General features: G+C 63.0%; 25 protein-coding genes. 3 read left to right on the top strand and 22 right to left on the bottom strand.

Translation table 11 applies throughout. The features are described 5' to 3' along the window. Positions 1-71 precede the first annotated feature (71 nt). From fba to AB4Y32_RS20715, 9 genes are all read right to left on the bottom strand, one after another. Entirely contained in the window at positions 72-1118 is a 1047-nt protein-coding gene (gene fba, locus AB4Y32_RS20755) for a class II fructose-bisphosphate aldolase (protein WP_368723140.1), read from the bottom strand. An 88-nt stretch (positions 1119-1206) separates the two neighbouring features. Beyond that, on the bottom strand, positions 1207-2223 hold the full coding sequence (gene gap, locus AB4Y32_RS20750) for a type I glyceraldehyde-3-phosphate dehydrogenase (RefSeq protein WP_368723139.1): 1017 nt from the start codon (positions 2221-2223) through the stop codon (positions 1207-1209). A gap of 35 nt (positions 2224-2258) precedes the next feature. Beyond that, a complete protein-coding gene (gene gph / locus AB4Y32_RS20745) occupies positions 2259-2933 on the bottom strand; it encodes a phosphoglycolate phosphatase (protein ID WP_368723138.1) in 675 nt (224 codons plus the stop codon). Continuing rightward, positions 2924-4969, bottom strand: coding sequence for a transketolase (gene tkt / locus AB4Y32_RS20740; protein WP_368723137.1), 2046 nt, complete (start codon positions 4967-4969; stop codon positions 2924-2926). The genes gph and tkt overlap by 10 nt, the downstream gene beginning before the upstream one ends. A 36-nt stretch (positions 4970-5005) precedes the next feature. After that, positions 5006-5884, bottom strand: coding sequence for a phosphoribulokinase (locus AB4Y32_RS20735; RefSeq protein ID WP_368723136.1), 879 nt, complete (start codon positions 5882-5884; stop codon positions 5006-5008). A 39-nt stretch (positions 5885-5923) separates the two neighbouring features. Next, complete coding sequence (locus AB4Y32_RS20730; RefSeq protein ID WP_368723135.1) at positions 5924-7003, bottom strand: class 1 fructose-bisphosphatase; 1080 nt, start codon at positions 7001-7003, stop codon at positions 5924-5926. 12 nt (positions 7004-7015) lie between these two features. Further along, complete coding sequence (cbbX, locus tag AB4Y32_RS20725) at positions 7016-7894, bottom strand: CbbX protein (RefSeq protein WP_368723134.1); 879 nt, start codon at positions 7892-7894, stop codon at positions 7016-7018. A 52-nt stretch (positions 7895-7946) separates the two neighbouring features. Beyond that, positions 7947-8366: a ribulose bisphosphate carboxylase small subunit gene (locus AB4Y32_RS20720; protein ID WP_368723133.1), complete on the bottom strand. Its 420-nt coding sequence runs from the start codon at positions 8364-8366 to the stop codon at positions 7947-7949. A 14-nt stretch (positions 8367-8380) separates the two neighbouring features. Continuing rightward, on the bottom strand, positions 8381-9865 hold the full coding sequence (locus AB4Y32_RS20715) for a form I ribulose bisphosphate carboxylase large subunit (RefSeq protein ID WP_368723132.1): 1485 nt from the start codon (positions 9863-9865) through the stop codon (positions 8381-8383). Positions 9866-10444: 579 nt separating this feature from the next. Between AB4Y32_RS20715 and AB4Y32_RS20710 the strand changes: the two genes are divergently transcribed. Then, on the top strand, positions 10445-11512 hold the full coding sequence (locus AB4Y32_RS20710) for a sugar-transfer associated ATP-grasp domain-containing protein (RefSeq protein WP_368723131.1): 1068 nt from the start codon (positions 10445-10447) through the stop codon (positions 11510-11512). Positions 11513-11708: 196 nt separating this feature from the next. Then, on the top strand, positions 11709-12299 hold the full coding sequence (locus tag AB4Y32_RS20705; protein WP_368723130.1) for a hypothetical protein: 591 nt from the start codon (positions 11709-11711) through the stop codon (positions 12297-12299). An 85-nt stretch (positions 12300-12384) separates the two neighbouring features. On the opposite strand, the gene AB4Y32_RS20700 is transcribed toward AB4Y32_RS20705, so the two are convergent. From AB4Y32_RS20700 to AB4Y32_RS20690, 3 genes are all read right to left on the bottom strand, one after another. Further along, positions 12385-13143 carry a lipoyl protein ligase domain-containing protein gene (locus tag AB4Y32_RS20700; RefSeq protein ID WP_368723129.1) on the bottom strand — a complete coding sequence of 253 codons (759 nt, stop codon included), beginning with the start codon at positions 13141-13143 and terminating at the stop codon, positions 12385-12387. 76 nt (positions 13144-13219) lie between these two features. Then, positions 13220-14134, bottom strand: coding sequence for a LysR substrate-binding domain-containing protein (locus tag AB4Y32_RS20695; protein WP_368723128.1), 915 nt, complete (start codon positions 14132-14134; stop codon positions 13220-13222). A gap of 158 nt (positions 14135-14292) precedes the next feature. Beyond that, on the bottom strand, positions 14293-15501 hold the full coding sequence (locus tag AB4Y32_RS20690; RefSeq protein ID WP_368723127.1) for an NAD(P)/FAD-dependent oxidoreductase: 1209 nt from the start codon (positions 15499-15501) through the stop codon (positions 14293-14295). 572 nt (positions 15502-16073) lie between these two features. On the opposite strand from AB4Y32_RS20690, the gene AB4Y32_RS20685 reads away from it, so the two are divergent. After that, positions 16074-16910 carry an FAS1-like dehydratase domain-containing protein gene (locus AB4Y32_RS20685; RefSeq protein ID WP_368723126.1) on the top strand — a complete coding sequence of 279 codons (837 nt, stop codon included), beginning with the start codon at positions 16074-16076 and terminating at the stop codon, positions 16908-16910. A gap of 38 nt (positions 16911-16948) precedes the next feature. Here the strand turns inward: AB4Y32_RS20685 and AB4Y32_RS20680 are convergent, their stop codons facing one another. The 10 genes from AB4Y32_RS20680 to AB4Y32_RS20635 all read right to left on the bottom strand — a co-directional run bounded on the left by AB4Y32_RS20680 (position 16949) and on the right by AB4Y32_RS20635 (position 25252). Next, the gene (locus AB4Y32_RS20680) at positions 16949-17629 is read right to left on the bottom strand and encodes a GntR family transcriptional regulator (protein ID WP_368723125.1); all 681 of its coding nucleotides are present in this window, start codon (positions 17627-17629) and stop codon (positions 16949-16951) included. 57 nt (positions 17630-17686) lie between these two features. Beyond that, on the bottom strand, positions 17687-18445 hold the full coding sequence (locus AB4Y32_RS20675; protein ID WP_368723124.1) for a 2,3-diphosphoglycerate-dependent phosphoglycerate mutase: 759 nt from the start codon (positions 18443-18445) through the stop codon (positions 17687-17689). Between the two features lie 12 nt (positions 18446-18457). Continuing rightward, positions 18458-18670 (bottom strand): hypothetical protein, encoded by a 213-nt coding sequence (locus AB4Y32_RS20670; protein WP_368723123.1) that lies wholly within the window; start codon positions 18668-18670, stop codon positions 18458-18460. Positions 18671-18677: 7 nt separating this feature from the next. Next, positions 18678-19469, bottom strand: a complete 792-nt coding sequence (locus AB4Y32_RS20665) for a carboxymuconolactone decarboxylase family protein (protein ID WP_368723122.1) — start codon at positions 19467-19469, stop codon at positions 18678-18680. Positions 19470-19554: 85 nt separating this feature from the next. Then, positions 19555-19950: a cupin domain-containing protein gene (locus AB4Y32_RS20660; RefSeq protein WP_368723121.1), complete on the bottom strand. Its 396-nt coding sequence runs from the start codon at positions 19948-19950 to the stop codon at positions 19555-19557. Next, complete coding sequence (locus AB4Y32_RS20655; RefSeq protein ID WP_368723120.1) at positions 19947-20879, bottom strand: NAD(P)-dependent oxidoreductase; 933 nt, start codon at positions 20877-20879, stop codon at positions 19947-19949. The genes AB4Y32_RS20660 and AB4Y32_RS20655 overlap by 4 nt, the downstream gene beginning before the upstream one ends. 30 nt (positions 20880-20909) lie before the next feature. Beyond that, on the bottom strand, positions 20910-22259 hold the full coding sequence (locus tag AB4Y32_RS20650; RefSeq protein WP_368723119.1) for an MFS transporter: 1350 nt from the start codon (positions 22257-22259) through the stop codon (positions 20910-20912). Positions 22260-22332: 73 nt separating this feature from the next. After that, on the bottom strand, positions 22333-22728 hold the full coding sequence (locus AB4Y32_RS20645) for a carboxymuconolactone decarboxylase family protein (protein WP_368723118.1): 396 nt from the start codon (positions 22726-22728) through the stop codon (positions 22333-22335). A gap of 159 nt (positions 22729-22887) precedes the next feature. Beyond that, positions 22888-24318, bottom strand: coding sequence for an aldehyde dehydrogenase family protein (locus AB4Y32_RS20640; protein WP_368723117.1), 1431 nt, complete (start codon positions 24316-24318; stop codon positions 22888-22890). 22 nt (positions 24319-24340) lie between these two features. Continuing rightward, on the bottom strand, positions 24341-25252 hold the full coding sequence (locus tag AB4Y32_RS20635; protein WP_368723116.1) for an NAD(P)-dependent oxidoreductase: 912 nt from the start codon (positions 25250-25252) through the stop codon (positions 24341-24343). Between the last annotated feature and the right edge of the window lie 6 nt (positions 25253-25258).

The raw sequence follows: 25258 nt of genomic DNA, 5'->3' as shown, positions 1-25258 counted from the left end.
GTATGGGCGCCCCCCCCGCTGCTGGTGCAGCAGGGGGGGCGCACGCTTCCATTCAATCGCGCTTTCTGACGTCAGGCCGTCACTGCATAGCGCTCGGCCATCTGCTCGAGCGGAACCGGCTTGATCCGCGGCGCCTGCCCTGCACAGCCGAACGCTATGAAACGCGCGGCGCACATGCCGCGCGCAGCCTTTCTGGCAGCCGCGAATGCCTTGCGCGGATCGAACTCCGACGGCTGCTCCGCAAAGACCTGCCGCATCGCCCCCGTCATCGCGAGGCGGATATCGGTGTCGATGTTCACCTTGCGCACGCCGCTGCGAATCCCGCGCTGGATTTCCTCGACGGGCACGCCGTACGTCTCCTTGATCTCGCCGCCGAACTTGCGGATGATCTCCAGCCACTCTTGCGGCACCGAAGACGATCCGTGCATCACGAGGTGTGTATCCGGAATCTGCGCGTGAATCTGCGCGATGCGGTCGATCGCGAGAATGTCACCGCTCGGCTTGCGAGTGAACTTGTACGCGCCGTGCGAGGTGCCGATCGCGATCGCCAGCGCATCGACGCCTGTGCGCTCGACGAAATCGCGCGCCTGCGCAGGGTCCGTCAGCAGCATGTCGTGCGACAGCTTGCCCTGCGCGCCGACGCCGTCCTCCTCGCCGGCGTCGCCCGTTTCGAGCGAGCCGAGGCAGCCAAGCTCGCCTTCGACGGATACGCCGACAGCATGCGCCATCTCGCACACGTTGCGCGTGACGCGCACGTTGTATTCGTAGCTCGCAGGGGTTTTCATGTCCTCTTCCAGCGAGCCGTCCATCATCACGCTCGAAAAGCCCGAACGGATCGACATCTGGCACACGGACGGACTCCCGCCATGATCCTGATGCAGCACGACGGGGATGTCGGGATGCGATTCCGTCGCGGCGAGCACCATGTGACGCAGATAAGGCTCGCCGGCATACTTCCGCGCGCCGGCGGAAGCCTGCAGGATCACGGGGCTTTGCGTCTCTTCGGCGGCCTCCATGATTGCCTGGATCTGTTCGAGGTTGTTGACGTTGAAAGCCGGCACGCCGTAGCCGTGCCCGGCGGCATGGTCAAGCAGTTGGCGCAGCGAGATGAGTGCCATGACAAGTCTCCTGATGATGACGCAATTGCTTGCGAGTCGCTCACGCGCGAAAGCGTGTTCGACGACGAATCGGTCGGCAGCGGCACGTTCATTGCGCAGCCTTCATCCACGCGACCGTGGTGTCCAGCATGCGGTTGCTGAAGCCCCACTCGTTGTCGTACCAGCTCAGCACCTTGACCAGCGTGCCGCCTGTCACGCGCGTCTGCGTCGCGTCGAAGATCGACGAGCGCGGGTCGTGATTGAAATCGACGGAGACCAGCGGAGCGTCGTTATAGCCGACGATGCCTTTCAGCTCGCCGTGCGCGGCCTCCTTGACCATCGCGTTGACTTCGTCGACGTTCGTCGGACGCATCGACGTGAAGGTCAGATCGACCACCGACACGTTGATGGTCGGCACGCGCATCGCGAAGCCGTCGAGCCTGCCGTTCAGTTCGGGGATCACGAGACCGACCGCGGCGGCCGCCCCCGTCTTCGTCGGAATCATCGACTGCGTGGCGGCGCGCGCGCGCCGCAGGTCCGCGTGATACACGTCGGTCAGCACCTGATCGTTCGTGTACGAATGAATCGTCGTCATCAAGCCGTGCTCGATCCCGATCGCCGCATGCAGCGGCTTGACGAGGGGCGCGAGGCAATTGGTCGTGCACGATGCGTTCGAGATGACGGTGAACGACTGCCTGAGCAGTCCGTCGTTGACGCCGTAGACGATCGTCGCGTCGACGTCCTTGCCGCCTGGCGCGGAAATCATCACCTTGCGCGCGCCCGCTTCAAGATGCGCAGAAGCCTTTTCCTTGCTCGTGAAGAGACCCGTGCATTCGAGCACGACATCGACGGCGAGAGCACGCCACGGCAGCTCCGCCGGATTGCGCACGGACAGCACCTTGATACGGTCGCCGTTCACGATCAATGCATCTTCTTCCACATCGACGGTGCCGACAAAAGGACCGTGCACGGTGTCGAAGCGCGTCAGATGCGCGTTGATCCGCGCATCGCCGAGATCGTTGATCGCGACGATGCGAATTTCGTCCGTCCGCTTCGACTCGTACAGCGCACGCAGGATGTTGCGGCCGATGCGGCCATAACCATTGATCGCCACATTGATAGGCATGTCGACTCCATTATCGTGAGTTCATCTCGGATCGTTCAGTGCGGCGACACGACGTGATCGGCCATCTCGTCGATGGTCGCGAATACGCGGTCCGGGCGCGCGTTTGCAATCGGCTCTCCGTGGTTGTAGCCATAGGGCACGGCCCACGCCGCGACGCCGGCTCGGCGCGCGGACTGCACATCGGTGCGCGAATCGCCGAGATGCGCCGCCGCGCGCCCCGGCACTTTCAGATGATCGAGGCAATAGCAGATGGGCAGCGGATGCGGCTTCTTGTACGGCAGACTGTCGCCGCCGAGCACCACGTCGAAATACGACGCGAGTTCGGCTTGCTGCAACAGCCGCTGTGCGAACCGATAGTCCTTGTTCGTGACGACGGCCATGTGCATGTCGACGGACCGCAGCCGCGCAAGCGCATCGTGCACGCGCGGATACGGCTGCGCAGTGGTGCCCGCGATTCTGTCGTAGTGCGCGTCGAACACGGGCATGACCTCGTCCAGCCCGATATCCGCTTCGACGCCGAGGCCCGTCAGCACGCGCTGCATCAATACGCGCGTGCCGTTGCCGATGTGGCCGATGACGGTATCGAGTGTGACAGCGGGATAGCCGTAGCCGTCGAGTACACGATTGACGGCCAGCGCAAGTTCCGGCGCCGTGTCAATCAGCGTTCCGTCGAGATCGAACGTGACGAGCCGCGTTTTCATCACACGCATGCCTCGACGACGCGTTCGACCGTCACGCCGAAGTGCGCATACAACTCGCCCGCCGGAGCCGATTCGCCGAACGACGCAAGGCCGATCACGCGCCCATCAGGTCCGACGTATTTGTGCCAGAAGTCGCTGTGCGCAGCTTCCACAGCGATACGGCGCACGTCCGGCGGCAGCACTTGCGTGCGATACGCGGCATCCTGCCGGTCGAACACCGATGTCGAAGGCATCGACACAACGCGCGCACGCACGCCCTGCTCGTCGAGCTGACGTTGCGCTGCAAGTGCGAGCGCGACTTCCGATCCCGTCGCGATGATCACCACGTCAGGCGAGCCGCCTGTCGCTTCGCTCAGCACGTAGCCGCCTCGGCGCACGAGCGCGAGCTGCGTGTCGTCGCGCGTTGCTTGCGGCAGGTTCTGGCGCGATGCGACGAGGGACGTCGGTCCGTTCGCGCGCTCGATCGCCATTTGCCACGCGATCGCGGTCTCGACGGTGTCGCAGGGTCGCCAGACGTCGAGGCCCGGGATCAGGCGCAAGCTCGCGAGATGCTCGATCGGCTGATGCGTCGGACCGTCCTCGCCGAGGCCGATCGAGTCGTGCGTGAGCACATGGATGACGCGCTGCTTCATCAACGCGCTCATACGTATTGCGTTGCGCGCGTAGTCGGAGAACACGAGGAACGTGCCGCCGTATGGAATGAAGCCGCCATGCAGCGCCATACCGTTCATGATCGCCATCATGCCGAACTCGCGCACGCCGTAGGACAGGTAGTTCGCGTGCGGATCGATCGGCTGCCCCGGCACGAATCTGCGCGACGCCTTGGCGGCCGTCAGGTTCGAGCCCGTCAGATCCGCTGAGCCGCCGAACAGATCGGGCAGTGCGGACACCAGCACGTCGAGCGCGATCTGCGACGACTTGCGCGTCGCGGTCGGTCCAGTGACGTCACGCGCAACCTCGACAAGCTGCTGCGTGATGCGCGGCCAGTCCGCCGGCAGTTCGCCGCGCATCCTTCGCTCGAACTCCGCAGCTTCGTCCGGATATTCGACGCGATACGCTTCGAGCTTCGCATTCCATTCGCGCACGCGTGCCGCGCCGCGCTCGCGCTGGCTCCAGTTCGCGCGAACGTCGTCGGGAATCTCGAACGGCGGATGATCCCAGTCGAGCGCGCGTCGAGTCGCCTCCATTTCGGCTGCGCCGAGCGGCGCGCCGTGCACGTCGTGCGTATCCGCCTTGTTCGGCGAGCCCCAGCCGATCGTCGTGCGGCACACGATCAGGCTCGGACGCGCGTCGTTCGCTTTCGCCTTCTCGTGCGCGTCGCGTATCGCCGCGTCGACGGCGCTTGCGTCATGGCCGTCGATCGGACCGATCACATTCCAGCCGTACGCCCGAAAACGTGCCGCCGTATCGTCGGTAAACCAGTTGCTCACGTGGCCGTCGATCGAAATGCCGTTGTCGTCATAGAAACAGATCAGCTTGCCGAACCCGAGCGTGCCCGCGAGTGAACCGGCCTCGTGGCTGACTCCTTCCATCAGACAGCCATCGCCGAGAAACACATACGTGTGATGATCGACGATGGGAAATCCAGGGCGGTTGAAGCGCGCGGCGAGCAGCTTCTCAGCGAATGCCATGCCGACGCCGTTCGCAAGTCCTTGCCCGAGCGGACCCGTGGTCGTCTCGACGCCGGGCGTGAGGCCGACCTCCGGATGCCCGGGCGTTTTCGCGTGCAATTGCCGGAAGCGCTTCAGTTCGTCGAGCGGCAGATCGTAGCCCGACAGATGCAGTGCCGCGTAAAGCAGCATCGAGCCGTGACCGTTCGACAAGACGAAGCGGTCGCGATCAGGCCACGACGGATCGGCCGGGCTGTGCCGCAGATGATCTCGCCACAGCACTTCGGCGATGTCGGCCATGCCCATCGGCATGCCAGGATGGCCCGATTTCGCGGCCTCGACGGCATCGATTGCGAGAAAACGGAGCGCGTTTGCGAGACGGCGCCGGCTCTGCGGCGCCGCCGCCTCCAGACGCATGTGAGCGGAATCATTCATTGCGAGAGTCCTCCTTCGTGACATCGGCACGCGCCTTCACATCGTCGCCTGCTCGCGGTTGCCCATCAGGCGCAGGATCATCGGCGTGAAGATCAGCTGGATCGCGAGGCCCATCTTGCCGCCCGGACACACGATCGTGTTGGGACGCGACATGTACGAGTCGTGCAGCATCGACAGCAGATACGGAAAGTCGATGCCTTTAGGATTGGCGAAGCGGATCACGAGCATGCTTTCGTCGAGCGATGGGATATCGCGCGACGTGAACGGATTCGATGTATCGACGACGGGCACGCGCTGGAAATTCACATGCGTGCGCGAGAACTGTGGGCAGATGTAGCTCACGTAGTCGGGCATCCGGCGCAGGATCGTGTCGACGACAGCCTCTTGCGAATAGCCGCGCATGTTCTTGTCTCGATGCAGCTTCTGAATCCATTCGAGGTTGATGATCGGCACCACGCCAACCAGCAGGTCCGCATGCTGCGCGACGTTGACGCGATTCGTGACCACCGCGCCATGCAGTCCTTCGTAGAACAGCAGGTCGGTGCCTTCATTGACGTCGGCCCACGCCGTGAACGTGCCTGGCGGTTGTCCGTGCGCCGCGCCTTCGGCCTCGTCGTGCAAATACTTGCGGCACTTGCCCGTGCCCGTCGCGCCGTAAGTGGAGAACAGGTGCTCGAGCTCTTCGAACAGATTCCCCTCGGGCCCGAAATGGCTGAAGTGCTGATCGCCCGTTTCTTCGGCTTCCTTCAGCTTCTGCCGCATCTGCTGGCGATCGAACGCATGGAACGAATCGCCTTCGATGATCGCCGCCTTGACCTTCTCGCGCCGGAAGATGTGCTGAAACGATCGCGTTATCGTCGTCGTGCCCGCACCCGACGAACCCGTTATCGCGACGATCGGATGTTTAGTCGACATGTCTCGTCCCTGTGTTCGATATCGTGGAGGCCACGCGCATCACTGCGTTGCGCGGAACAGCGAGCGCGTATTGAACAGCGGCGACTCGAAGCGCTCATCGGTGCCGCTGTCGTACTCGACGTGATAACGTTCGAGCCGCTCGACTTCTCGCCGCGAGCCGAGGATCACGGGCACGCGCTGATGCAGCGCCTCCGGCATCACGTCGAGAATGCGTCCACGTCCTGTCGACGCGCGCCCGCCCGCCTGCTCGACGATCATCGCCATCGGGTTCGCTTCGTAGAGCAGCCTCAGGCGGCCGGGCTTCGACGGGTCCTTGTAGTCCTTCGGGTACATGAACACACCGCCGCGCATCAGGATGCGATGCACCTCGGCGACGAGCGACGCGATCCAGCGCATGTTGAAGTCCTTCTGCCTCGGACCGGCCTGGCCCTTCACGCACTCGTCGATGTAGCGCTGCACGGGCGGCTCCCAGAAGCGCCGGTTCGAAGCGTTGATCGCGAACTCCTGCGTGTCCTCGCCGATGTGCAGATCGGGATGGGTCAGGATGTACGCACCGATCTGCGGATCGAGCGTGAAGCCATGCACGCCACGGCCGAGCGTCAGCACGATCATGTCGGCAGGACCGAACAACGCATAGCCCGCGCAGACCTGCTTGCTGCCCGGCTGCAAGAAATCTTCGACACGCGGATCGGTGATGCCGGGCGGCGCTTCGAGCACCGAGAAGATCGTGCCGACGGTCAGATTGACGTCGATGTTCGACGAGCCGTCGAGCGGGTCGAACAGCAGCAGATAGCGTCCGCGCGGATACTCGGCGGGAATCTCGTATGCGTGCTCCAGTTCCTCCGAGACCATCCCCGCGAGCTGCCCGCCCCACTCGCAGCACGACAGCATGATTTCATTCGAAATCACGTCGAGCTTCTGCTGCGTCTCGCCCTGCACGTTCTTCGCGCCCGCAGCGCCGATCGCACCGTCGAGCGCGCCGCGCGCGACACGCGTGCCGATGTACTTGCACGCGGTCTGGATATCGTTGATGAGCGCCGTCAGCTGCTCGTCCTGCGCCGGATGGCGGCGGTGCTCTTCGATGATGAACTTCGAGAGCGTCGTTCGGCCGTGCTGCATGTCTGCCTCCTTCTACTGTGTGTTGCGGAACACGCGGCTTGCGCGAATATCGGCGTCGACGATCGTTTCGAGCGCGTCGCGCGTCACGGTCCCCGCCGACGAGAACACGCGGTTGGCCTGACGCAGCCGCGCACGATCGAGTGCATTGCGAATCGAGCGCGCATTCGCGAAGTTCGGTTGGCTCTTGCGCCGCCCGATGTATTGGCGCAGCGCGACCTTCGCGTCCGCATCGAGCCTGTAGTGCATGTCGCGCAGCATCAGCTGTGCGATCTCGAACAGCTCCTCGTCCGTATAGTCCGGAAAGTCGATGTGATGCGCGATGCGCGACGTCATGCCCGGATTGCTCCTGAAGAACGTGTCCATCCGGTCCTTGTAGCCCGCGAGAATCACGACGAGATCGTCGCGCTGGTTCTCCATGATCTGCAGCAGGATCTCGATTGCTTCCTGGCCGTAGTCGCGCTCGTTCTCCGGGCGGTACAGGTAATACGCTTCGTCGATGAAGAGCACGCCGCCCATCGCCCGCTTGATCACCTCCTTCGTCTTCGGCGCCGTGTGACCGATGTACTGGCCGACGAGATCGTCGCGCGTGACGGCCACGACGTGCCCCTTTCGCACATAGCCGAGCCGATGAAGAATTTCCGCCATGCGCATCGCCACCGTGGTCTTGCCGGTGCCGGGATTGCCCGTGAAGCACATGTGCAGCGACGGCGCGGCGGTCGCCATGCCCAGCTCCTTGCGCGCGCGCTCGACAACAAGGAACGCGGCGATCTCGCCGATGCGCGTCTTGACGGGCGCGAGCCCGACCAGCTCGCGGTCGAGCCGATCCAGCACATCGTGGATTTGCGCGTCGCGCACTATCGCTTGCAGGTCGATGGCGTTTTCGGTGCTCATGGCGTCGAGTCTCGTCAACGGGTTGGACTATGCGGGGCGATCGTCGGGGGCACTACTCGTAGCGCTCGCCCTCCCGCCGGTCGTTTGCATACGGACGCAGCCGGTAGCGGATCGTGCGCGCCTCGCCTTCGTCGCGCACGAGGCAGAAGCCGGGCTCGTCGTCCGGGCGGGCGACGATGAACGACAGGCGCATCGTCTCGAAGCCTGGCGTCGAATCGAACGCATTGACCTTCACGTAGTGCCGTGGCTTCGCCTTGCGGCACGCATCGACTTCGAGCATCACGCCCGCCGCGTCCCTGAGATCGAACATCGGCAGGCCCCACATGTCCCAGAACGAATTGCGCGGATGTGGATCGTCGGTAAATTCGACGGAGCAGGCCCATCCTTGGCGCAGCGCGTATTCGATCTGTTCGCGAATCTCGTCGTCGGTCAAATCGGGCAGAAAAGAAAACGTTCCCTGAGTGAGTCGCATGTCGTTCTCCATCTTTACGATGTCGTTGCTGTCGGCACGAAGTCGGGCGTGTCGGTCGACGTGTAGTTGAAGGTCACGTCGCGCCACGTATCGAGCGCCTGCTTGAGCGGCGTGCACCAGCGCGCCGCGGCTTCGAGAATCTGGGGTCCTTCGTTTGCGATGTCGTGCCCTTCGTTGCGGGCCTTCGTCATCGCTTCGAGCGCGACGCGGTTCGCGGTCGCGCCCGCCTGGATACCCATCGGATGGCCGATCGTGCCGCCGCCGAACTGCAGCACGACGTCGTCGCCGAACAGCGCGAGCAGCTGGTGCATCTGGCCCGCGTGAATGCCGCCCGAAGCAACGGGCATCACCTTCTTCAGCGCGGCCCAGTCCTGCTCGAAGAACACGCCGCGCTGCAGATCGACTTCGTTGCGCGATTCGCGGCACACGTTGTAGAAGCCCTGCACTGTGTGCGGATCGCCTTCGAGCTTGCCGACGGCAGTGCCCGCGTGAGCGTGGTCGACGCCCGCGAGACGCAGCCACTTCGCGATCACGCGGAACGACACGCCGTGGTTCTTCTGCCTCGTATAAGTGCTATGGCCGGCACGGTGCATGTGCAGGATCATGTCGTTCTTGCGCGCCCAGTTGGACATCGACTGGATCGCCGTCCAGCCGATGACGAGATCGATCATCACGATGCACGAGCCGAGTTCCTTCGCGAATTCGGCGCGCTCGTACATGTCCTCCATCGTCGCGGCCGTGACGTTCAGGTAATGCCCCTTGATTTCGCCGCTCGACGCTTCCGCGCGCTTGACCGCTTCCATGCAGAACAAAAAGCGGTCTCGCCAGTGCATGAAAGGCTGCGAATTGATGTTCTCGTCGTCCTTCGAAAAGTCGAGGCCGCCCTTTAGCGCTTCATACACGACGCGCCCATAGTTCTTTCCGGACAGACCGAGCTTCGGCTTCATCGTCGCGCCGAGCAGCGCGCGGCCGAATTTGTCGAGCCGTTCGCGCTCGACGACGATCCCCGTCGGCGGTCCCTTGAACGTCTTCACGTACGCAACGGGAATGCGCATGTCCTCGAGCCGCAGCGCCTTCAGCGGCTTGAAGCCGAACACGTTGCCGATGACGGATGCGGTCAGGTTCGCGATCGATCCTTCCTCGAACAGATCGAGCTCGTAGGCGATGTAGGCGAAGTACTGCTGCTCGGTGGGCGTGCCCGGGCCCGTGTTCGGCACGGGATCGACGCGGTACGCCTTCGCGCGATACTTCTCGCAGGCGGTGAGCCGGTCGGTCCAGACCACCGTCCACGTCGCCGTCGACGATTCGCCCGCCACGGCCGCCGCCGCCTCGTCGGGCTCCACGCCGGGCTGCGGCGTGATGCGGAACAATGCGATGACGTCCGTATCCTTCGGTTGATAATCCGGCTGCCAGTACCCCATCTGCCTGTACTTGAGCACACCTGCCGCATAACGCTCTTTGGCATCGGTGATCACGCTGCTTTCCACGGGAATGGTCATCGTCTCGCTCCTCGTTGGCTGACCTCATGGAAAACAAGGTTATGCGGCCTGGTAATCGTTAGGAATTCATTTATTCTTTGGTCTCGATTAAGCGTTGCTTAATGAAGGGCGTCACGCTTCGGCAGCTTCGCGTATTCGCGGCCGCCTGCCGAAGCATTTCGCTGCCTCATGCCCGAACGCGCGCAAGCGCAACTGTCCGAACACTTCGGGCTTCTGTGACACACACATCACGTCACGACGCGTCTGCGATCGAGAGTGAAGTACCTCTGCATATTGCAGTGCCGCAACCCGTCGAATACGCATGTTCGTGAGCCTTCTGCGAACGGATTTCATACCGAAAGGCAGACGTACTGAATTCCGCCATATCGGTCAAACCCACGACATTTAGGGACTAAATTTTCTTTAACAACGATTTATCACTAAGCTTTCATTTAAACCATGCCGAATGGATGAGGCCCACGCATCGTTTGTGTGTGCAGGTTTGAATGGCTTGCGTGAACGTCCATAGGATTCGTTTAATGTCTGAGCACGTGCGAGCCGCCTGTTTCTTTTCCTTTTCGATCAGACGGATCATACTGAATGCCAGTCGATTTCGAACAGCTCGCTAAAGCGTCAGTGAAAAAACTGGCGAAATACAAATTCCATCGCGACCACGCGATCCAGGCCAGAGAGATCCTTCGAAAGATCGAAAAGCTGCACGGGAAGATCAGCCCCACTGTGGTCAGGCAAGCCGACAGCTATGCACGGGACGTCTTCGGCGACGTGATCTACGCACCGTGGTTGCGCGTCTATGCAGCCGTGAACGGCTCATTCAAGGAAGGCTGGATACCGGACAACTATTATGGAGCGGTCGTAGTACCGCGCACAAAAGGCTGGTACGGAAAGATTTCGACCTTGAAATCGGCATCGCAGCTGATATTCCGCGACAAGGCATTTCCCGATCTCGGATATTTAGCCAATGGCTTTTTCTATACGATGGAAAACGCCGTCATATCCGACCAGGACGTTCGCAATATCCTTTTCAGCGAAACGGATAAGATCGCCTTTAAACTGGATCAATCCGGCCAGGGGAAAGGCGTATTCGTCATCGACAGGCAGTCGTTCGACCCGCAATCCATCCGGTCAAACGGAAATGGCGTATTTCAGGCATTCATCAGGCAACATGAGGTATTCAACCTTTTCACCCGAGGCCCCGTCGCGACGTTGCGCCTCACCACGGTTGTCGAGCCAGCAGGCGGAATCTCGCTTCGCGCGTGCTTCCTGCGCTTGGGCAGAGCCGGCGAAACGCACGTACAGACGGGCAGCGAGGTGAACATACCCATCAATGCCTTGACGGGCGAACTGGACCCGCGCGGCTATCTGAGCGACTGGACGGATGTACGGGCGCATCCGGACACGAAAATTGAATTCGAGGGTGTCACGGTTCCCGCATTCTCCGGATGCGTCACCAAGGTACTGGAGCTTCACGCGAAAGTACCGTTCGTCTGCTGCATCGGATGGGACGTGACAGTCGACGCCAATGAAAACGTGAAAGTACTCGAATGGAACGCCGAACATAACGACATCAAATTTGGCGAAGCGACTCAAGGCCCGTGTTTTTCGGACCTTGGATGGGAGCATCTGCAATTCGCTCATCTCCGGGGTTGAAGCGGTGAAGCCGGTGTGCGCGCTGCCGGCCCTCGTCATTCTCGACGGACAGGCGGAAGGCGACGAACGGAATCGACCATCAGGCCAGGGACATGTCCCCATGCACGCCGTGGCCGGATGTGAGAAAGTCCAATTGAGAGAGGGCTACTTCCGAATTGAGCGGTGCCGAGCCATCGCCATCCCGAGGAGCACGACAATGAAGAGCCATTATTTCCACTATTTCCTTGTGGCGGCCGCCGTCGCCATGACGGGCTGCCCGGCATTTGCCCAGCAACAGCCGTCTGTGGAGATCAAACAGGGACCCGATAAGAGCACCGTGACAGGAACGACAACGGTCGTTGCCACGGTTGTCTCCATCGATCCCGCTACCCGGACCGTCACGCTCAAGGACAAGAACGGCCGGGTCGAAGAACTCGCGGCGGGCGACAAAGTGCGCAACTTCGATCAGCTCAAGGTCGGCGATGTGGTCACCACCGAGTACCAGGAGGCGAGGTCGCTGAGCCTAAGAAAAACAAGCGGCCCGCGCTCTTCCAGCGAGCGGCAGACCTTGCAGCCGGCCGCGTCCGGGACCAAACCGGGCGGCATAATCAGTCGTGAGATAACGGTAGTGGGCGATGTCGTTGCCGTGGATGCCGCGCGGAATCACGTCACGATAAGGGGCCCGCAGGGCGCGATGGATGTGTTGGTGGACCCCGAGCAGTTGAAGAACATTCGCAAGGGTGATCAGGTCGAGGTCGTGCACACGGAAGCCGTTGCGATATCCGTCACGCCCGGAACGAGCAAGTAGTCAGCGGACAACCATGCATATGTTCGTTCGCGCAGTGCGAGCGATTCAGCGTTCCTGACATGCTCCAGGTATCGCGATCTTCGGACTATTGCGGCAATGCGATGCCGTCGAGGCTTTCCTTCAGCGCATGCGAAACCATCGACATCAACGCCCCTTTCTCGACAACGGCGGCATCCTCCATCGCTTCCTGCACGCTGACCACCTTGCGCACGTCATAGTGACGGCCACTGCCGGCTTCGTTCTCGAAGGCATTGGCCCGCTGATTGATCTCTTCGAGATCCGCGCTCACCAATAGCACGGCATGTGCAAGAACAAGGTGTCGTTGATTGTCGTCCGTTTGCAGGTTGGCCGGCGCGCGCCGCCAGTATTGTGCGGTGCCCGCGATCTTGCGAGCCTGTTCCGCCGGCCCCCAGGCGAGATTGAAACGGCCGTCGCAGAACGAACCATCCACGGACTGCCAGTGCGTGGCAACACCAAGAGAGCGCAGCGCACTGCCGACGACCTCGCACAGATGCAGATAGACCGCTTCGCTCAACGCACCGGGCGGCCGCGTCACCGCATACGCGAGACTCAGGTTGAGGATGCCGGGTCCCTGCGGAACCAGCCCGCCGCCCGACATGCGCAGCCAGACAGGACAGCCGCGCCCGGCGAAGGCCGCGCTTGCCGTTTCGAACTGCGGATAGCGCAGATAGCTGCGCGGCACCACCAGCGACACGGGGGCTTCCCATAGCTGGGCAGCCCGGCGACCTTGCGCCGCCTGGTCAAGCAGCGTCAGTTCTTCTTGCAACGGGTCAGTCCCGGATGGATCGGACTCGACGAATTCGAATGGCGTGGTCTTCATCATTGCGCGAAGTGGTCCGACAAGATCGCAACAGAGCGATTATGAATGATGCTCGCGCTTCCTCACGCATGCCCGTTCTTCAATGCGCAGGCGAGCGCGCGAACTCCGTCGCCTTGACGGCCTCGACCAGATAATCGACGAAGGAAGCGATCCGGGCCGATATCGCCGTGTTGCGATAGTAGACAGCATTGATGGGTTGACGGACATCCTGCGTCTGCCGTGGGAAAAGCTGAACGAGCCGGCCCTCTCGGCGGTCGCGGCCCGTCATGAAGTCGGACAGGCAAACGATGCCCACACTCTCCAGCGCGAGTTGCCGCAGCGTTTCTCCGCTGGACGACGCGATAGCCGGTTCGATTCGATAAGGCTCATTGTCCCGTCCGATCAACGGCCATACATTGAGCGACTCGGGCTGCGTGAACCCGAGCAGCGAGTGCTTCGCGAGGTCGTCGACGCGTTTCGGATGACCCTGTGCTTTCAGATACTCGGGCGTGGCCAGCACCCGTATCCGGCTGCTGCCGATGGGACGGCTGTGCAAGGTCGAATCCTTGAGTTTGCCGATCCGGATCGCAACATCGGTGCGCCGTTCGAGCAAATCGATAATGCCTTCGTTGCTGTTCAGTTCCAGCTCGACCTGCGGATAACGCGTCCGATAGCCCGCCACAAGAGGCACGATCACGTGGAGCATGAACGGCGTGGCGGCATCGACGCGCAAGCGTCCGGAAGGCCGCTCCCGGCGCGCTGCGAGTTGTTCCTCGGCGTTCTCGACCGCGCCGATGATCTCACGTGCGTTTTGAAGAAAGGCTTTTCCTTCCTCCGTCAATTCGAGGCGCCGCGTGGTCCGGCGCAGCAGTGTCGTTTGCAGCTTTTCCTCGAGCCTGCCCAGCGTCCGGCTCGCGCCCGACACGGTCTGATCCAGTTGCTCGGCTGCGGCTGTGATGGAGCCGGTGTCGACTACTGTCGCAAACGTCTGCAGTTCGTCGAGGGTGACTTTCATATTTGATCTGGAATCAACAGTGTCTCCTTTATAGATGAGTTTCTCCCCAAAAGTAAAGAATGAGACCAGTTTGAGTACAACGGTGGGTCGACACGCGTCTATGCGGGCAAAAGGCCTCATTCGAAGCCTTTCGCCCGCACTTGAACGCTGGAGTTCTTCTAGCCGAAGGACGCATGCGGATTACCCGCTGCCAATGCTTCCGCGCGATTCGGCGCAGGCGGATAGATCCACTTCGTGTTGATCATCTGTTTGCGTGCCTTGCCTTCGGCGTGTGTGAGTTTGATCTGTCGATCCCAACCTTCCGAATAGATCGCGCCCCACTCGCCGAGATCGACGCAAGTGGCGTAGAACGGCTGCCGATATTCCAGCGTCGGTACGCCGAGCAAATCCGCAGCGACGTTGTGTCCGCCGAATTGCCCCATCACGATGGCGTGCTGACACGACATCAGCGCATAGCGTCCGTCATCGTCGGTGAGCGCTCGCGCGACATCGCCCGCGACGAATACATCGGGTGCTTCCGGCACGCGCAGATCCCGTGCCACTTCAGCGCGCCCGAGCGGATCGACATGCGAAGATACTTGCGCGGCCAACGAGCTTGCGCGCATGCCGCCTGCCCATATCACCGTTTTCGCTTCGATGCGCTTGCCCGATGCGGTGCGAACGCCGTCCGCATCGACAGACACGACGCCCGAGCCGAGCACCGTTTCGACGCCGAGCGATTGAAACGCTTCAGCGATAAAGGGACGCGGATTCGGCCCAAGATCGGGGCCAATCGCGTCTTGCGTGCCGATCACGACAACGCGAACCGCCGCGTCGGCACCGAACGATTCGCGCAGCCGCTTGGGCAATTCGGTCGCGACCTCGATACCCGTAAAGCCACACCCGACAACTGCGACGGTATTGCGCTCGGGTGAATACGGCAGCTTCGCCAACTCTGCGAAGTGCTTGTCGAGCGCCACCGCATCCTCGATACGATCGACGGAAAAAGCGTGGTCCGCGAGGCCCGGAATCGGCGGCCTGTTCAGCTTGCTGCCGCTGGTCAACAGCAGCCGGTCGTATGCGAGCGAACGCTTTTGTCCGTTCGCCGACACGACGCTCAACGTCTTGTCCTTTACGGAAATCTCGTCGACGCTGCCTTCGAGAAATTTCACACCAATGGCATCGAGCAGAGGCAGCAGCGGCGCAGCCATCTTCTGCGGCTCGCTTTCATACATCCGAGGGCGGATTTGCAATTCCGGCTTCGGCGAGATCAACGTGACTTCGACATCACTGCTCGTTACGCCAGCTGCATCGAGCACGCGTGCTGCGCCCAGTGCGCCCCACACTCCGGCAAAGCCGGCACCCACAATCAGGATCTTTTGCGACATGACATGACCTTCGGTTAGAAAGTTGCGAAGTCGACGACAGTTCGAAATGACTGAGCTTGATCGACATAGGAGAGGTTGCTTGTGCGATATCTTGCGTCCCCCACGTCGAACGAATTCTAGGTTTGTGCATCGGGCACGAGTAGCGCCACGGATGCGTCACCGTGTTGCCCGAACAGCAACAATCCAGCAAAAGAACTTGTGTGACACGCGGCGGGCCGGGTCGCTCTTCGCGCGATGCCTTATCACACGCAAGCTCGCGCCGCATTTGGGCTGAAGCATCGCATTGAATCGATAGGGGCGGCGCCTTCAGCTGGACGGCACTCGATCATTGGAATGCCGCTTTCGCCGCGTGCCGTCGACGATACAGCCCGTGGCGCTCACGTTCGCTGCATTCGTGCGCGACACGATGATGCGCGGGTGATGACTCACGCTGACCAGTTCGATGCCGGCGGCAGCGGGTGTGAATGGATTCGACGCCGGAGTCTGCACATCGACCGTGCACGTGGGAACATACTCCAGACTTTCCCGTCGATAACAGATACGCTCGCACACGCCGGCGACGGAGACTTCACATGGACGCCCCGTCCGCATCGAACGAAAAGCACACGGAAAACGCCGTCGACATCGTCGCGCCCACCTCGGTCGCGGCGCTCGCGGCCGCGCTCGACTACGACACCGCCCCCGCCGAGCGCGATGCGCTTCCGCCCCTCTGGCACTGGATCTTCTTCAGGCCCATCGTCAGGCAGTCGCTGATCGCCGAAGACGGCCACCCGCGAAAAGGCAGCTTTCTCCCCGATCTCGCCCTGCCTCGCCGCATGTGGGCGGGCGGCCGGCTGCGCTTTGCCGCGCCCGTGATCGTCGGCGAGCGCATCGCGCGCGCATCGAGCATTCTCGACGTGCGCGAAAAACAGGGGCGCACGGGCAAGCTCGGCTTCGTCACGGTCGGCCATCGGATCGAGTGCTGCAACGCGCTCGCCATCGAAGAAGAGCATGACATCGTCTATCGCGAACTGTCAGCGTCGGGTGCTCCCGCGCCGACCGCCGCGCCCGCCGACGCCGCATGGCAACGCACGCTCACGCCCGACGAGACGCTCCTATTCCGCTACTCGGCGCTGACCTTCAACGCGCATCGCATCCACTACGACACGCCTTACGTGATGCAAACGGAGGGCTATCCAGGCCTCGTCGTGCACGGGCCGCTCATCGCCACGCTGCTGATGGATCTGCTGCGCCGCGAGCGGCCCGATGCCGCCGTGCACGACTTCTCATATAGGGCGATGCGCCCTTGCTTTGCGGGCAACGCGCTGCATCTGTGCGGCCAGCCTTCGGCAGACGGCAAGACGGTCGAGCTCTGGTCGAAGGATCACGAAGGCTGGCTCGGCATGACCGCTCGCGCCACGCTGTCCTGACGACGAACACCGACTTGATCGACACCAACGGTCACGGCCTAAGCGTCGTTTTCGCCCTGTTCGCCCAGCATCCGCAACGCCGCCTTTTCGGCGTTCAACACGTGCTGGCGGGCAAGCTCCTGCGCCTCGTCCCCATCGCGCGCCTTCAGTGCCTTGTGCAGCTTGTCGATTTCGCGCAGGCTGCTCGGCAGCCGGTCGGGATGCATCAGCGACGTCGCGCGCAGCAGATTCACGCGCGAGTAAAGGCTGTTCAATATTTCCTTCACGAGATGGTTGCCGCAGTTGTCGAGCAACACGTCGTAGAGGGCCGCCTTGGCCTTGAGCACGCCGTTCTGGTCCTGTGCCGTCGCCTGGGCGCGCAGCATCTTCGCGGCCTCGCCGAACTGGGCGATGGCCTCGTCGCTGGCGAGCCGCGCGAATTCGTGCGCCGCGAAGCCTTCGAGCAACGCGCGCAGCGCGTAGAGCTCGGCGGCCTCTTCCCGCGACATCACCGCGACCACGGGCCCCTTGTGCGGCACGTTGCGCACGAGCTTTTCAGCCTCCAGCTTGCGCAACGCCTCGCGCACGGAGGTCCGGCTCACGCCCAGCGTCTCGCAAAGCTCGCGCTCGATCAGACGCGCGCCCGGCGCAAAGCGCCCGCTCATGATGGCCTGGCGCAGCACGTTTTCGACCTGGTGACGCAGCGTCTCCGGCCGGACCAACCCGATATCAGTCGACATGATTGTCTTCCCGTCCGACAAAAACCCAGTCGCTATGATACTTCACCGCTGCCCTTTTCAGACGTCCGGCGAGCATAAATTCGGGTCGGCGGATGGGCGCTCAGCTTGCGTCAGCGAACTGAGTCCAGCGCGCGACACGATTCGCAGCGCGTCGTCGAAGCGGAGCACGAGCGGTTCCGCGTGCGCGACTTCGAGCGAGGCAATGCGCGCGTCGCCGATTCCGTCGAGATGCTTGAACAGTGCGCGCAACGCGTTGCCATGCGCGACCATCAGCACGGATTCGCCGTTGCGCAACGCGGGCGTCACTGTCCCTTCCCACAGCGGCAGCACGCGCGCGAGCGTATCGCGCAGGCTTTCCGTGCGCGGCAACGCATCGGGATATGGCAGCGCCGCGTCCGCGAATTGCGCGACGATGGCCTGCTGCCGCGCGGCATCGAGTGGCGGCGGCGCTTCGGCGAAACCGCGCCGCCACGCGCGCACTCGCGCCGCGCCGTAGGAGTCAGCGGCAGCTTCCTTGTCCATGCCCGTGAGCGCGCCGTAATGGCGGTCGTTCAGCCGCCACGAGCGTACGACGGGCCGCCAGGGCGCGCCGCATCGGCCGAGAATCAGATCGAGTGTGTGCCCCGCGCGGCTCAACACCGAAGTGACGGCCAGATCGAAGCGCAGCGACAGTGCGCGCATCTGCTCGCCGATGTGCGTCGCCTGCTCGACGCCGTACGCCGACAGCGGCACGTCCATCCAGCCGGTGAAGCGGTTCGTGCGGTTCCATTCCGATTGAGCGTGACGCAAGACCACGAGCGTTGCGCAATCCGCCATGCTTGACCTCGTCTAGTTGTAGCCCAGGATCGCGGCTGTGCGGACGTGCGCGTGCTCATTGCCGTTCGACGCCAGCCGCGACAGCGGCGCCGCCTGGAACGCGCGGAACGTCGAGTCCGGCTCGCGTGTACGCAATGCCTTTGGCGACCGCGCAGGCTCGCGCGCCGGGCCGCGCACCATATCGCGCATCACATCGCGCGGCAAATTCGTGCTGTGGCGTTTCATCGGCGTATCAGGCCTCCGCAGCCACGCGTTGCTTCGCGAGCGCCGCTTCGAGCAGCGGCGCGCCGAGCTCCGCGCCGTGAATGCCCGTCGTGCTGACGATTTCGAGCAGTTCCATCAGTTCTTCCGCCGTCGCGCCGTAGCGCAGCGCGTTGCGCATGTGCAGCTTGAGCCCAGGCACATACAGATGCGTCGATGAAGCGTCGAACGCGCAATACATGAACTCCTTGACCTTCGGACTCAACACGCCCGTGCGCCACGGCACCGACGAAAACGCGACATAAGCCTCGAACAGATCGGGGTCGAGTTCGAGCAGGCCTTCCCATGTCGGATTCCAGTAGCCGCGATTCTTCTCGAAGGCTTCCTTCAGCGCGCTGCGCCGTTCGTCGAGCGGCGCAGGCCCGGCGCGCAATCCCTCTTCTTCGAGCACTTCGAGCAGCACGGGCACGCCGACATTACTCGTGTGTATGCCGATCGTGCTGATCAGTTCGAGCACTTCCATCAGCTCCTCGCCCGTCGCGCCAAAGGCGAGCGCGCGTTCGAGATGATGCGCGACGCCCGGCCCATACAACTGCGTTGCGCACGCATCGGCGGCGAGCGAGATGAAGGCGCGCACCTTGTCGTCGAGATGATTTCTACGCTGCGGCACTGCGGAGAACTGCACATACGCATCGACAAAGCCCGCATCGAGTCGAAGCATGCTGTCCCATGCGGCGTTCCAGACGCCGTGCACGCGCACGAAGTCGTCCTTGATCTGCTGCGGCTCGCGTTGCGCGCGCGCCGGCTGCGCTCCCTGATCCATTCACTCGTTCCTCATGATGGCGATGATCGAATGCCCGCCCGCGCGGAACACGGCACGCCTCGCGCACCGCATTCCGCGCTTGGCGTCAGCGCGCGTCGAGTCCCTTCGGATAATCGGCCTCGGCTACTTCTTCCTGCCACGTCGCCTTGCCGATCGACGTGGCGATGTGCACCATGTAGCTGCCGTCGCTCGCGCCGTGCCAATGGCGCTCGTTCGGCCCGATGAACACGATATCGCCCTGGCGGATTCCCTGCGGCGCTTCGCCTTCCTTGCAGATCCAGCCTTTGCCCGCCGTCACCTGCAACACCTGGCCGTGCTCGTGCGTGTGCCAGTACGTGCGCCCGTGCGGCGCGAAGAACACCGTGTTGATCGTGACGCCGTCCGTCGGCGGCATTACGGGGTCGGCCCACACGGTGCCCGAAAACGTCTCGCCGCGTTGCTCCGACGGCTTGCCGTCCGCCCTGCCATGAAATACCTTCATACCTGCTTCTCCTCTGCTTTTTCCTGGTTGCGAACCTCGCCGTCGAACAGCCGCACGCCGCCCGACACGTCGCCGATCGCATCGACTACCCGGTTGCTGATCACATCGCCATAGCCGAGCGCCGTGCCCAGCCCGAAGCTCGCGAGCGGCCCCGCCGCGTTCAGCGACACCACGCCCAGCTCGCGCGCGCGATCGACATAGAGCACGACGTCCTTCGTCATCAGCTTGCCCGTCAGCCCGCCTTCCAGATAGTCGCCGTCGACGATCTTCGGAAAGCGGTTCAGCGTCGCGAAGTTCACGCCGCTGCTGCTGTTGAGCACGTCGAGCAGCAGATGCAGATCGAGACCCGCCTTCTTGCCCGCCACCATGACTTCCGAGCTCGCCGCGAGGCTCACGGCATTGAGGAAGTTGTTCAGCAGCTTGGTCGTGTGTCCCGCTCCGCTCGCGCCCATGTGCGCGACCTTCGCGCTGATCGGCGCAAACGCCCATTTGAGCGCCGCGACGGCGCTCGCGTCGCCGCCGACCATCAGCGTCAGCGCGCCCTTCCCGGCGGCCGCCGCGCCGCCCGAGATGCCCGCGTCGACATACTGTGCGCCGCATCGCGTGAAGCGCTGCGCGAGCCGTATAGTCGAACTCGCGGCCGCCGTGCTCAGATCGACGACGATCTGTCCGGCGCGGCAATTCGCGAGCACGCCGCCCTCGCCTTCGACCACGGCCTCGACAACCTTGCTGTCCGGCAGCGACAGCATGACGACGTCGGCGAACTTCATCACGTCCGCCACGCTCGCCGCGACCTGCGCGCCCGCTGCCTTCGCGCGCTCGGGCATGGTGTCGTAACCGAGCACGGCGATGCCCGCATCGACGAGACGCCGGGTCATGCGGCCGCCCATGTTGCCGAGACCGATGAATCCGATCCGTTCCTTGTTCATTTGCGCTATTCCCTTACTGGTAGTCGTTCGTCAGAAGTCGACGTCCTTCGTTTCCGGTCCCATCAGCGCGCCGATTGCGCCGATCAGTCCGCCGATGCACAGCAGCACGACCGACGTCAGCCGCAACGGCATGAACGCGCTGAGCCAGTCCATGTAGAACGCGTAGAACGACGGGATGATCACCGACAAACTGAAGCCGACGCCGAAGCCCGTCGCGCGCACATCGGTGACGAAGCGTTCGTTGATGTACGTGACGATCACGCCCCACGGCGACGTGACAAGCACGGCAAGCACGCAGACCAGCACGATGATCGTCGTCAGCGACAGCCCGTCGACGTTCGCGATCACATACAGCAAGGCCGCGCCGACCGTCGCGATCAGCGGGCCGACGATCGTGAAGAAGCGCCGCCGCCCGATCGCCTGCGCGATCATCCCCGAGCCGATGTAGCTGAAGAACAGCACGAAGTACGTGATCATCAACGTGGACGTCATCTGGAAGCCCGTCAGATGCAGCGTCTTCACGAGCAGCCCGGTCGGCAGGAAGATCGTGATGATGTTTTGCGTGAGCCAGAAGCCCGTCATCATGACCAGCACCTGGAGCAGGTTGCGTCCGCTCTTGCCGCGCAGCAGGTCCGTCAGCGGCAGCTTCTCCGGCTGAGTGCCTTTCTCGGCCGTTTCGCTTTCCCAGATCTCCGATTCGGCGACCTTGTGCACGTAGTACATCGCCAGAATGCCCGCGAGCACCGCGCCCAGCACGAACGGAATGCGCCAGCCCCATTGCGCGTACGGCGAGTGCATGCCGTTGAGCGGAAAGAGCGCGAACATCAGCATCGCGACGAGATTGATCGACACATATGCAGCCGGAAAGCCCGCGATGATGAAGCCGCCGACAAAGCCGCGCTGCTGTTTCTTCGAATACTCGATGGCGAGCGGCATGGCGCCCGTGTAGCCGCCGCCGAGAAAGATGCCGTCGACGAAGCGCAATAGCACGAGCAGCCAGTACGACACGATGCCGATGCTCTCGTAGCCCGGCAGCAGCGCGATCAGCAGCGTGACGACGCCGAAGCCCGACACCGACCAGATCGACGCCTTGCGGCGCCCGATGCGGTCCGCGATCATCCCGAACAGCAGCGCGCCAATCGGCCGCCCGAGCAGCGTCGTGATGAACACGAGCGACGCGAGTATCGTCTCCATGCCGCTCGACAGATGCGGCGGCTGAAAGAACGCCAGCACCGGCGACAGTACGACGACGGGCAGGTAAATATCGAACATGTCGATGTATTCGGAGAAGAACGCGCCTTTGATGGCATTGCGTCTTTTCGTTTCTATCGACTGCTCGCGTTCGGACTGTATGACGTCAGTCGCTGTGAGGGTCTTCATCGATGTCTCCATTCTTTGTCGGCACCGCGTGGTGCTTTCGTGTGAGCGAATCCGTGAATCAGCGAGTTTGCATTCAGACGGCAGAAGTCTCCGCTTCGTACGCCTTGATCGCTTCCGTCGCGACGCGGAACGCCGCCAGCGCGAGCGGCACGCCGCAGTAGATGGCCGCCTGCATCAGCACCGCGCGGATCTCTTCTTTCGTCACGCCGTTGCGCAGCGCGCCCTTCACGTGCACGGACAATTCGTGATGCTGGCTCATCGCCGTGAGCATCCCGAGATTCAGCATGCTGCGCGTCTTGAACGACAGCGTCGTGTCGCCCCAGATGTCGCCCCAGCAGCACTCCGTGACGTACTTCTGCATCGGCCGGTTGAAGTCGTCGGCGTTCGCCCACGACTTCTCCACGTGCCCCGCGCCGAGCACTTCCTTGCGGTTTTCAAAGCCCTTTTCGAAACGTCCGTTGCTGTCCATCTTTAAGGTCCTCTCTGTTGCTCTACCCGTTCAACCGCTCCACGCACCCAGACTGCCTGACGCGATGATTGTCGGACAATCCCGACACGCAAAATTTTTTGGCCGCTGTTCGGCCGGCTTCTGGTCCGCTACCAGTTTCCTGTCGCGGACCATTGCCCATCAATCCGCGCCGTAACCGACCAGCGCCTTCGTTTCCAGATACTCGCGCAAGCCCGCTTCGCCCCACTCGCGGCCGTTGCCCGATCGCTTGTAGCCGCCGAACGGCGCGTTGAAATCGGTGGGCGGATAGTTCAGATGCACGCCGCCAGCGCGCAGCGCACGGCCGACCTTGCGGGCGCGCGCGAGGTCGCCCGATTGCACGTAAGCGGCGAGACCGTAGTCGGTGCCGTTGGCAATCGCGATGGCTTCCTCTTCGCTGTCATAAGCGATCATCGACAGCACCGGCCCGAAGATTTCCTCGCGCGCGATCGTCATGTCGGGCGTGACGTCGGCGAAGATGGTGGGCTTCGCGTAGTAGCCCTTCTCGATGCCCGCCGGCAATCCCGTGCCGCCCGTCACGAGCCGCGCGCCTTCGTCGATGCCCTTCTGGATCAACGCCTGCACGCGCTCGAACTGGTTGCGGTTCACGAGCGGTCCGAGTTGCGTCGACGGCTCGTCGGTCGGACCGACGCGATAGGCTTCCGCCACGCGTTTCGCGATCTGCGCCGCGTCGTTCATCAGATGACGCGGCACCAGCATGCGCGTCGGGATCGAGCACGACTGGCCCGAGTTCGTGAAGCATGCGGCGACGCCGCGCTTCATCGCTTCGTCGAGATCGACGTCGTCGAGCAGGATGTTCGCGGACTTGCCGCCCAGTTCCTGCGCAACGCGCTTGACGCTCGGCGCGGCCGCCTGCGCGACCAGCACGCCCGCTAGCGTCGAGCCCGTGAACGACACCATGTCGATATCCGGATGACTCGCGATCGCCTCGCCGACGCCCGGACCATCGCCGTTCACCAGATTGAACACGCCCGCGGGCACTTGCGCTTCGTCGAGCACTTCGGCGAACAGCAGCGCGCTCAGCGGCGAATACTCGCTTGGCTTGAGCACCATCGTGCAACCGGCCGCGAGTGCGGGCGCGATCTTCACGACGATCTGATTGACGGGCCAGTTCCACGGCGTGATCAGTCCGCACACGCCGATCGCTTCGAGCACGACACGCGTGCTGCCACGCTGCTCTTCGAATGCGAAGCGCTCGAGCACGTCGATGAGCGCATTCAGATGCGCTGTGCCGCGTGCCGCCTGGCCGTTGCGCGCGAATGCGATGGGCGCGCCCATCTCACGACGCATTGCTTCCGCGAACTCGTCGTAGCGGCGCTCATAGATGCTCAGTACGCGACGCAGCAACGCAACGCGCTCCGCAACGCGCGTCGCGGACCATGCGGGAAACGCACGGCGCGCGGCGGCCACCGCGTGGTCGACGTCTTGCGCATTGCCGAGCGCGAGCCGCTCGAACGGCACTTCAGTCGACGGATCGACGATATCGAACCATCGTGGGGACGCGGGCCCGGCCCAGCGTCCGTCGATATAAAACTGCGCTGCATGTGACATGGCAGGCTCCAGAGCAGAAGGATCAGCGCGCATCGCCATCGAGCAGGCGATACGCATCGAGCAGGCGGTACATTTCGGTGTGGTCGGTCGTGGGCGTCGAACCTTGAGCGGCTTCGTCCCACATCGCCGTGCAGGTCGCGCCGAGCGTCATTGGATAGCCGACCGACTGCGCGAGCGCACGCGCGATCTTCAGATCCTTGTTCATCAATTGCAGCGCGAAGCCGGAGGCGAACGTACCGCTTAGCATGAATTGCTTCACCTTGTTTTCCGACGTGTTGCTGCGGCCCGTCGATGCGTTCAGCACATCCGTCATCGCGTCCGGCTGGATGCCGAAGCGTTGCGCGATGTGCAGCGCCTCGACCGTCGCCGCCAGTCCCGCCGCCGACACGTAGTTGTTCAGCGCCTTCGCCGCGTGCCCCGAGCCCGCGCCGCCGATGTGCAAAACGCTCTTGCCCATCGCTTCGAGCACGGGCTTGCATCGCGCGAGCACGTCTTCGCGGCCGCCGACGAGAATCGCCAGCGTGCCTTCCTTCGCTTTCTTCACGCCGCCCGATACGGGCGCATCCAGATACGCAAGGCCGCGCTCTTCGAGCACCGAGCCAAGCTTGCGCGAGCGTTCCGGCTCCGACGAACTCATGTCGATGACGACGGCGCTCTTCGTCAGCAGGCTCGCCCAGCCGTCCACGCCGCCGCCGAGCAGCACGCTTTCGACGATCGCCGAGTTCGGCAGCATCGTGATCAATGCGTCGAGCGACGCGGCATTGTCCTTGCGCAGACGCTGCGCGCCCGTTTGTGTGGCGAGCGTATCGGCGCGCGTTGCGTCGGCGTCGTCGATGTACAGGTCGAAGCCGGCGTTGGCGAGGCATTGCACCATCGGCCCGCCCATCATGCCGAGCCCGATGAAGCCGATGCGCCTCAGTTGTTGCTGTGTCATAAGGGC

Origin of the sequence: Paraburkholderia phymatum, from assembly GCF_040965635.1 — a bacterium.
Taxonomy (GTDB): domain Bacteria; phylum Pseudomonadota; class Gammaproteobacteria; order Burkholderiales; family Burkholderiaceae; genus Paraburkholderia; species Paraburkholderia phymatum_B.
The sequence above is the reverse complement of the archived record's forward strand: the minus strand, read 5'-3'. Positions and strand labels throughout refer to the sequence as shown.

What these genes read in the sequence shown, in the direction of transcription:
- fba (WP_368723140.1), bottom strand. Translation starts at nt 1,118, where the DNA reads ATGGCACTCATCTCGCTGCGCCAACTGCTTGACCATGCCGCCGGGCAC.
- gap (WP_368723139.1), bottom strand. Translation starts at nt 2,223, where the DNA reads ATGCCTATCAATGTGGCGATCAATGGTTATGGCCGCATCGGCCGCAAC.
- gph (WP_368723138.1), bottom strand. Translation starts at nt 2,933, where the DNA reads ATGCGTGTGATGAAAACGCGGCTCGTCACGTTCGATCTCGACGGAACG.
- tkt (WP_368723137.1), bottom strand. Translation starts at nt 4,969, where the DNA reads ATGAATGATTCCGCTCACATGCGTCTGGAGGCGGCGGCGCCGCAGAGC.
- AB4Y32_RS20735 (WP_368723136.1), bottom strand. Translation starts at nt 5,884, where the DNA reads ATGTCGACTAAACATCCGATCGTCGCGATAACGGGTTCGTCGGGTGCG.
- AB4Y32_RS20730 (WP_368723135.1), bottom strand. Translation starts at nt 7,003, where the DNA reads ATGCAGCACGGCCGAACGACGCTCTCGAAGTTCATCATCGAAGAGCAC.
- cbbX (WP_368723134.1), bottom strand. Translation starts at nt 7,894, where the DNA reads ATGAGCACCGAAAACGCCATCGACCTGCAAGCGATAGTGCGCGACGCG.
- AB4Y32_RS20720 (WP_368723133.1), bottom strand. Translation starts at nt 8,366, where the DNA reads ATGCGACTCACTCAGGGAACGTTTTCTTTTCTGCCCGATTTGACCGAC.
- AB4Y32_RS20715 (WP_368723132.1), bottom strand. Translation starts at nt 9,865, where the DNA reads ATGACCATTCCCGTGGAAAGCAGCGTGATCACCGATGCCAAAGAGCGT.
- AB4Y32_RS20710 (WP_368723131.1), top strand. Translation starts at nt 10,445, where the DNA reads ATGCCAGTCGATTTCGAACAGCTCGCTAAAGCGTCAGTGAAAAAACTG.
- AB4Y32_RS20705 (WP_368723130.1), top strand. Translation starts at nt 11,709, where the DNA reads ATGAAGAGCCATTATTTCCACTATTTCCTTGTGGCGGCCGCCGTCGCC.
- AB4Y32_RS20700 (WP_368723129.1), bottom strand. Translation starts at nt 13,143, where the DNA reads ATGATGAAGACCACGCCATTCGAATTCGTCGAGTCCGATCCATCCGGG.
- AB4Y32_RS20695 (WP_368723128.1), bottom strand. Translation starts at nt 14,134, where the DNA reads ATGAAAGTCACCCTCGACGAACTGCAGACGTTTGCGACAGTAGTCGAC.
- AB4Y32_RS20690 (WP_368723127.1), bottom strand. Translation starts at nt 15,501, where the DNA reads ATGTCGCAAAAGATCCTGATTGTGGGTGCCGGCTTTGCCGGAGTGTGG.
- AB4Y32_RS20685 (WP_368723126.1), top strand. Translation starts at nt 16,074, where the DNA reads ATGGACGCCCCGTCCGCATCGAACGAAAAGCACACGGAAAACGCCGTC.
- AB4Y32_RS20680 (WP_368723125.1), bottom strand. Translation starts at nt 17,629, where the DNA reads ATGTCGACTGATATCGGGTTGGTCCGGCCGGAGACGCTGCGTCACCAG.
- AB4Y32_RS20675 (WP_368723124.1), bottom strand. Translation starts at nt 18,445, where the DNA reads ATGGCGGATTGCGCAACGCTCGTGGTCTTGCGTCACGCTCAATCGGAA.
- AB4Y32_RS20670 (WP_368723123.1), bottom strand. Translation starts at nt 18,670, where the DNA reads ATGAAACGCCACAGCACGAATTTGCCGCGCGATGTGATGCGCGATATG.
- AB4Y32_RS20665 (WP_368723122.1), bottom strand. Translation starts at nt 19,469, where the DNA reads ATGGATCAGGGAGCGCAGCCGGCGCGCGCGCAACGCGAGCCGCAGCAG.
- AB4Y32_RS20660 (WP_368723121.1), bottom strand. Translation starts at nt 19,950, where the DNA reads ATGAAGGTATTTCATGGCAGGGCGGACGGCAAGCCGTCGGAGCAACGC.
- AB4Y32_RS20655 (WP_368723120.1), bottom strand. Translation starts at nt 20,879, where the DNA reads ATGAACAAGGAACGGATCGGATTCATCGGTCTCGGCAACATGGGCGGC.
- AB4Y32_RS20650 (WP_368723119.1), bottom strand. Translation starts at nt 22,259, where the DNA reads ATGAAGACCCTCACAGCGACTGACGTCATACAGTCCGAACGCGAGCAG.
- AB4Y32_RS20645 (WP_368723118.1), bottom strand. Translation starts at nt 22,728, where the DNA reads ATGGACAGCAACGGACGTTTCGAAAAGGGCTTTGAAAACCGCAAGGAA.
- AB4Y32_RS20640 (WP_368723117.1), bottom strand. Translation starts at nt 24,318, where the DNA reads ATGTCACATGCAGCGCAGTTTTATATCGACGGACGCTGGGCCGGGCCC.
- AB4Y32_RS20635 (WP_368723116.1), bottom strand. Translation starts at nt 25,252, where the DNA reads ATGACACAGCAACAACTGAGGCGCATCGGCTTCATCGGGCTCGGCATG.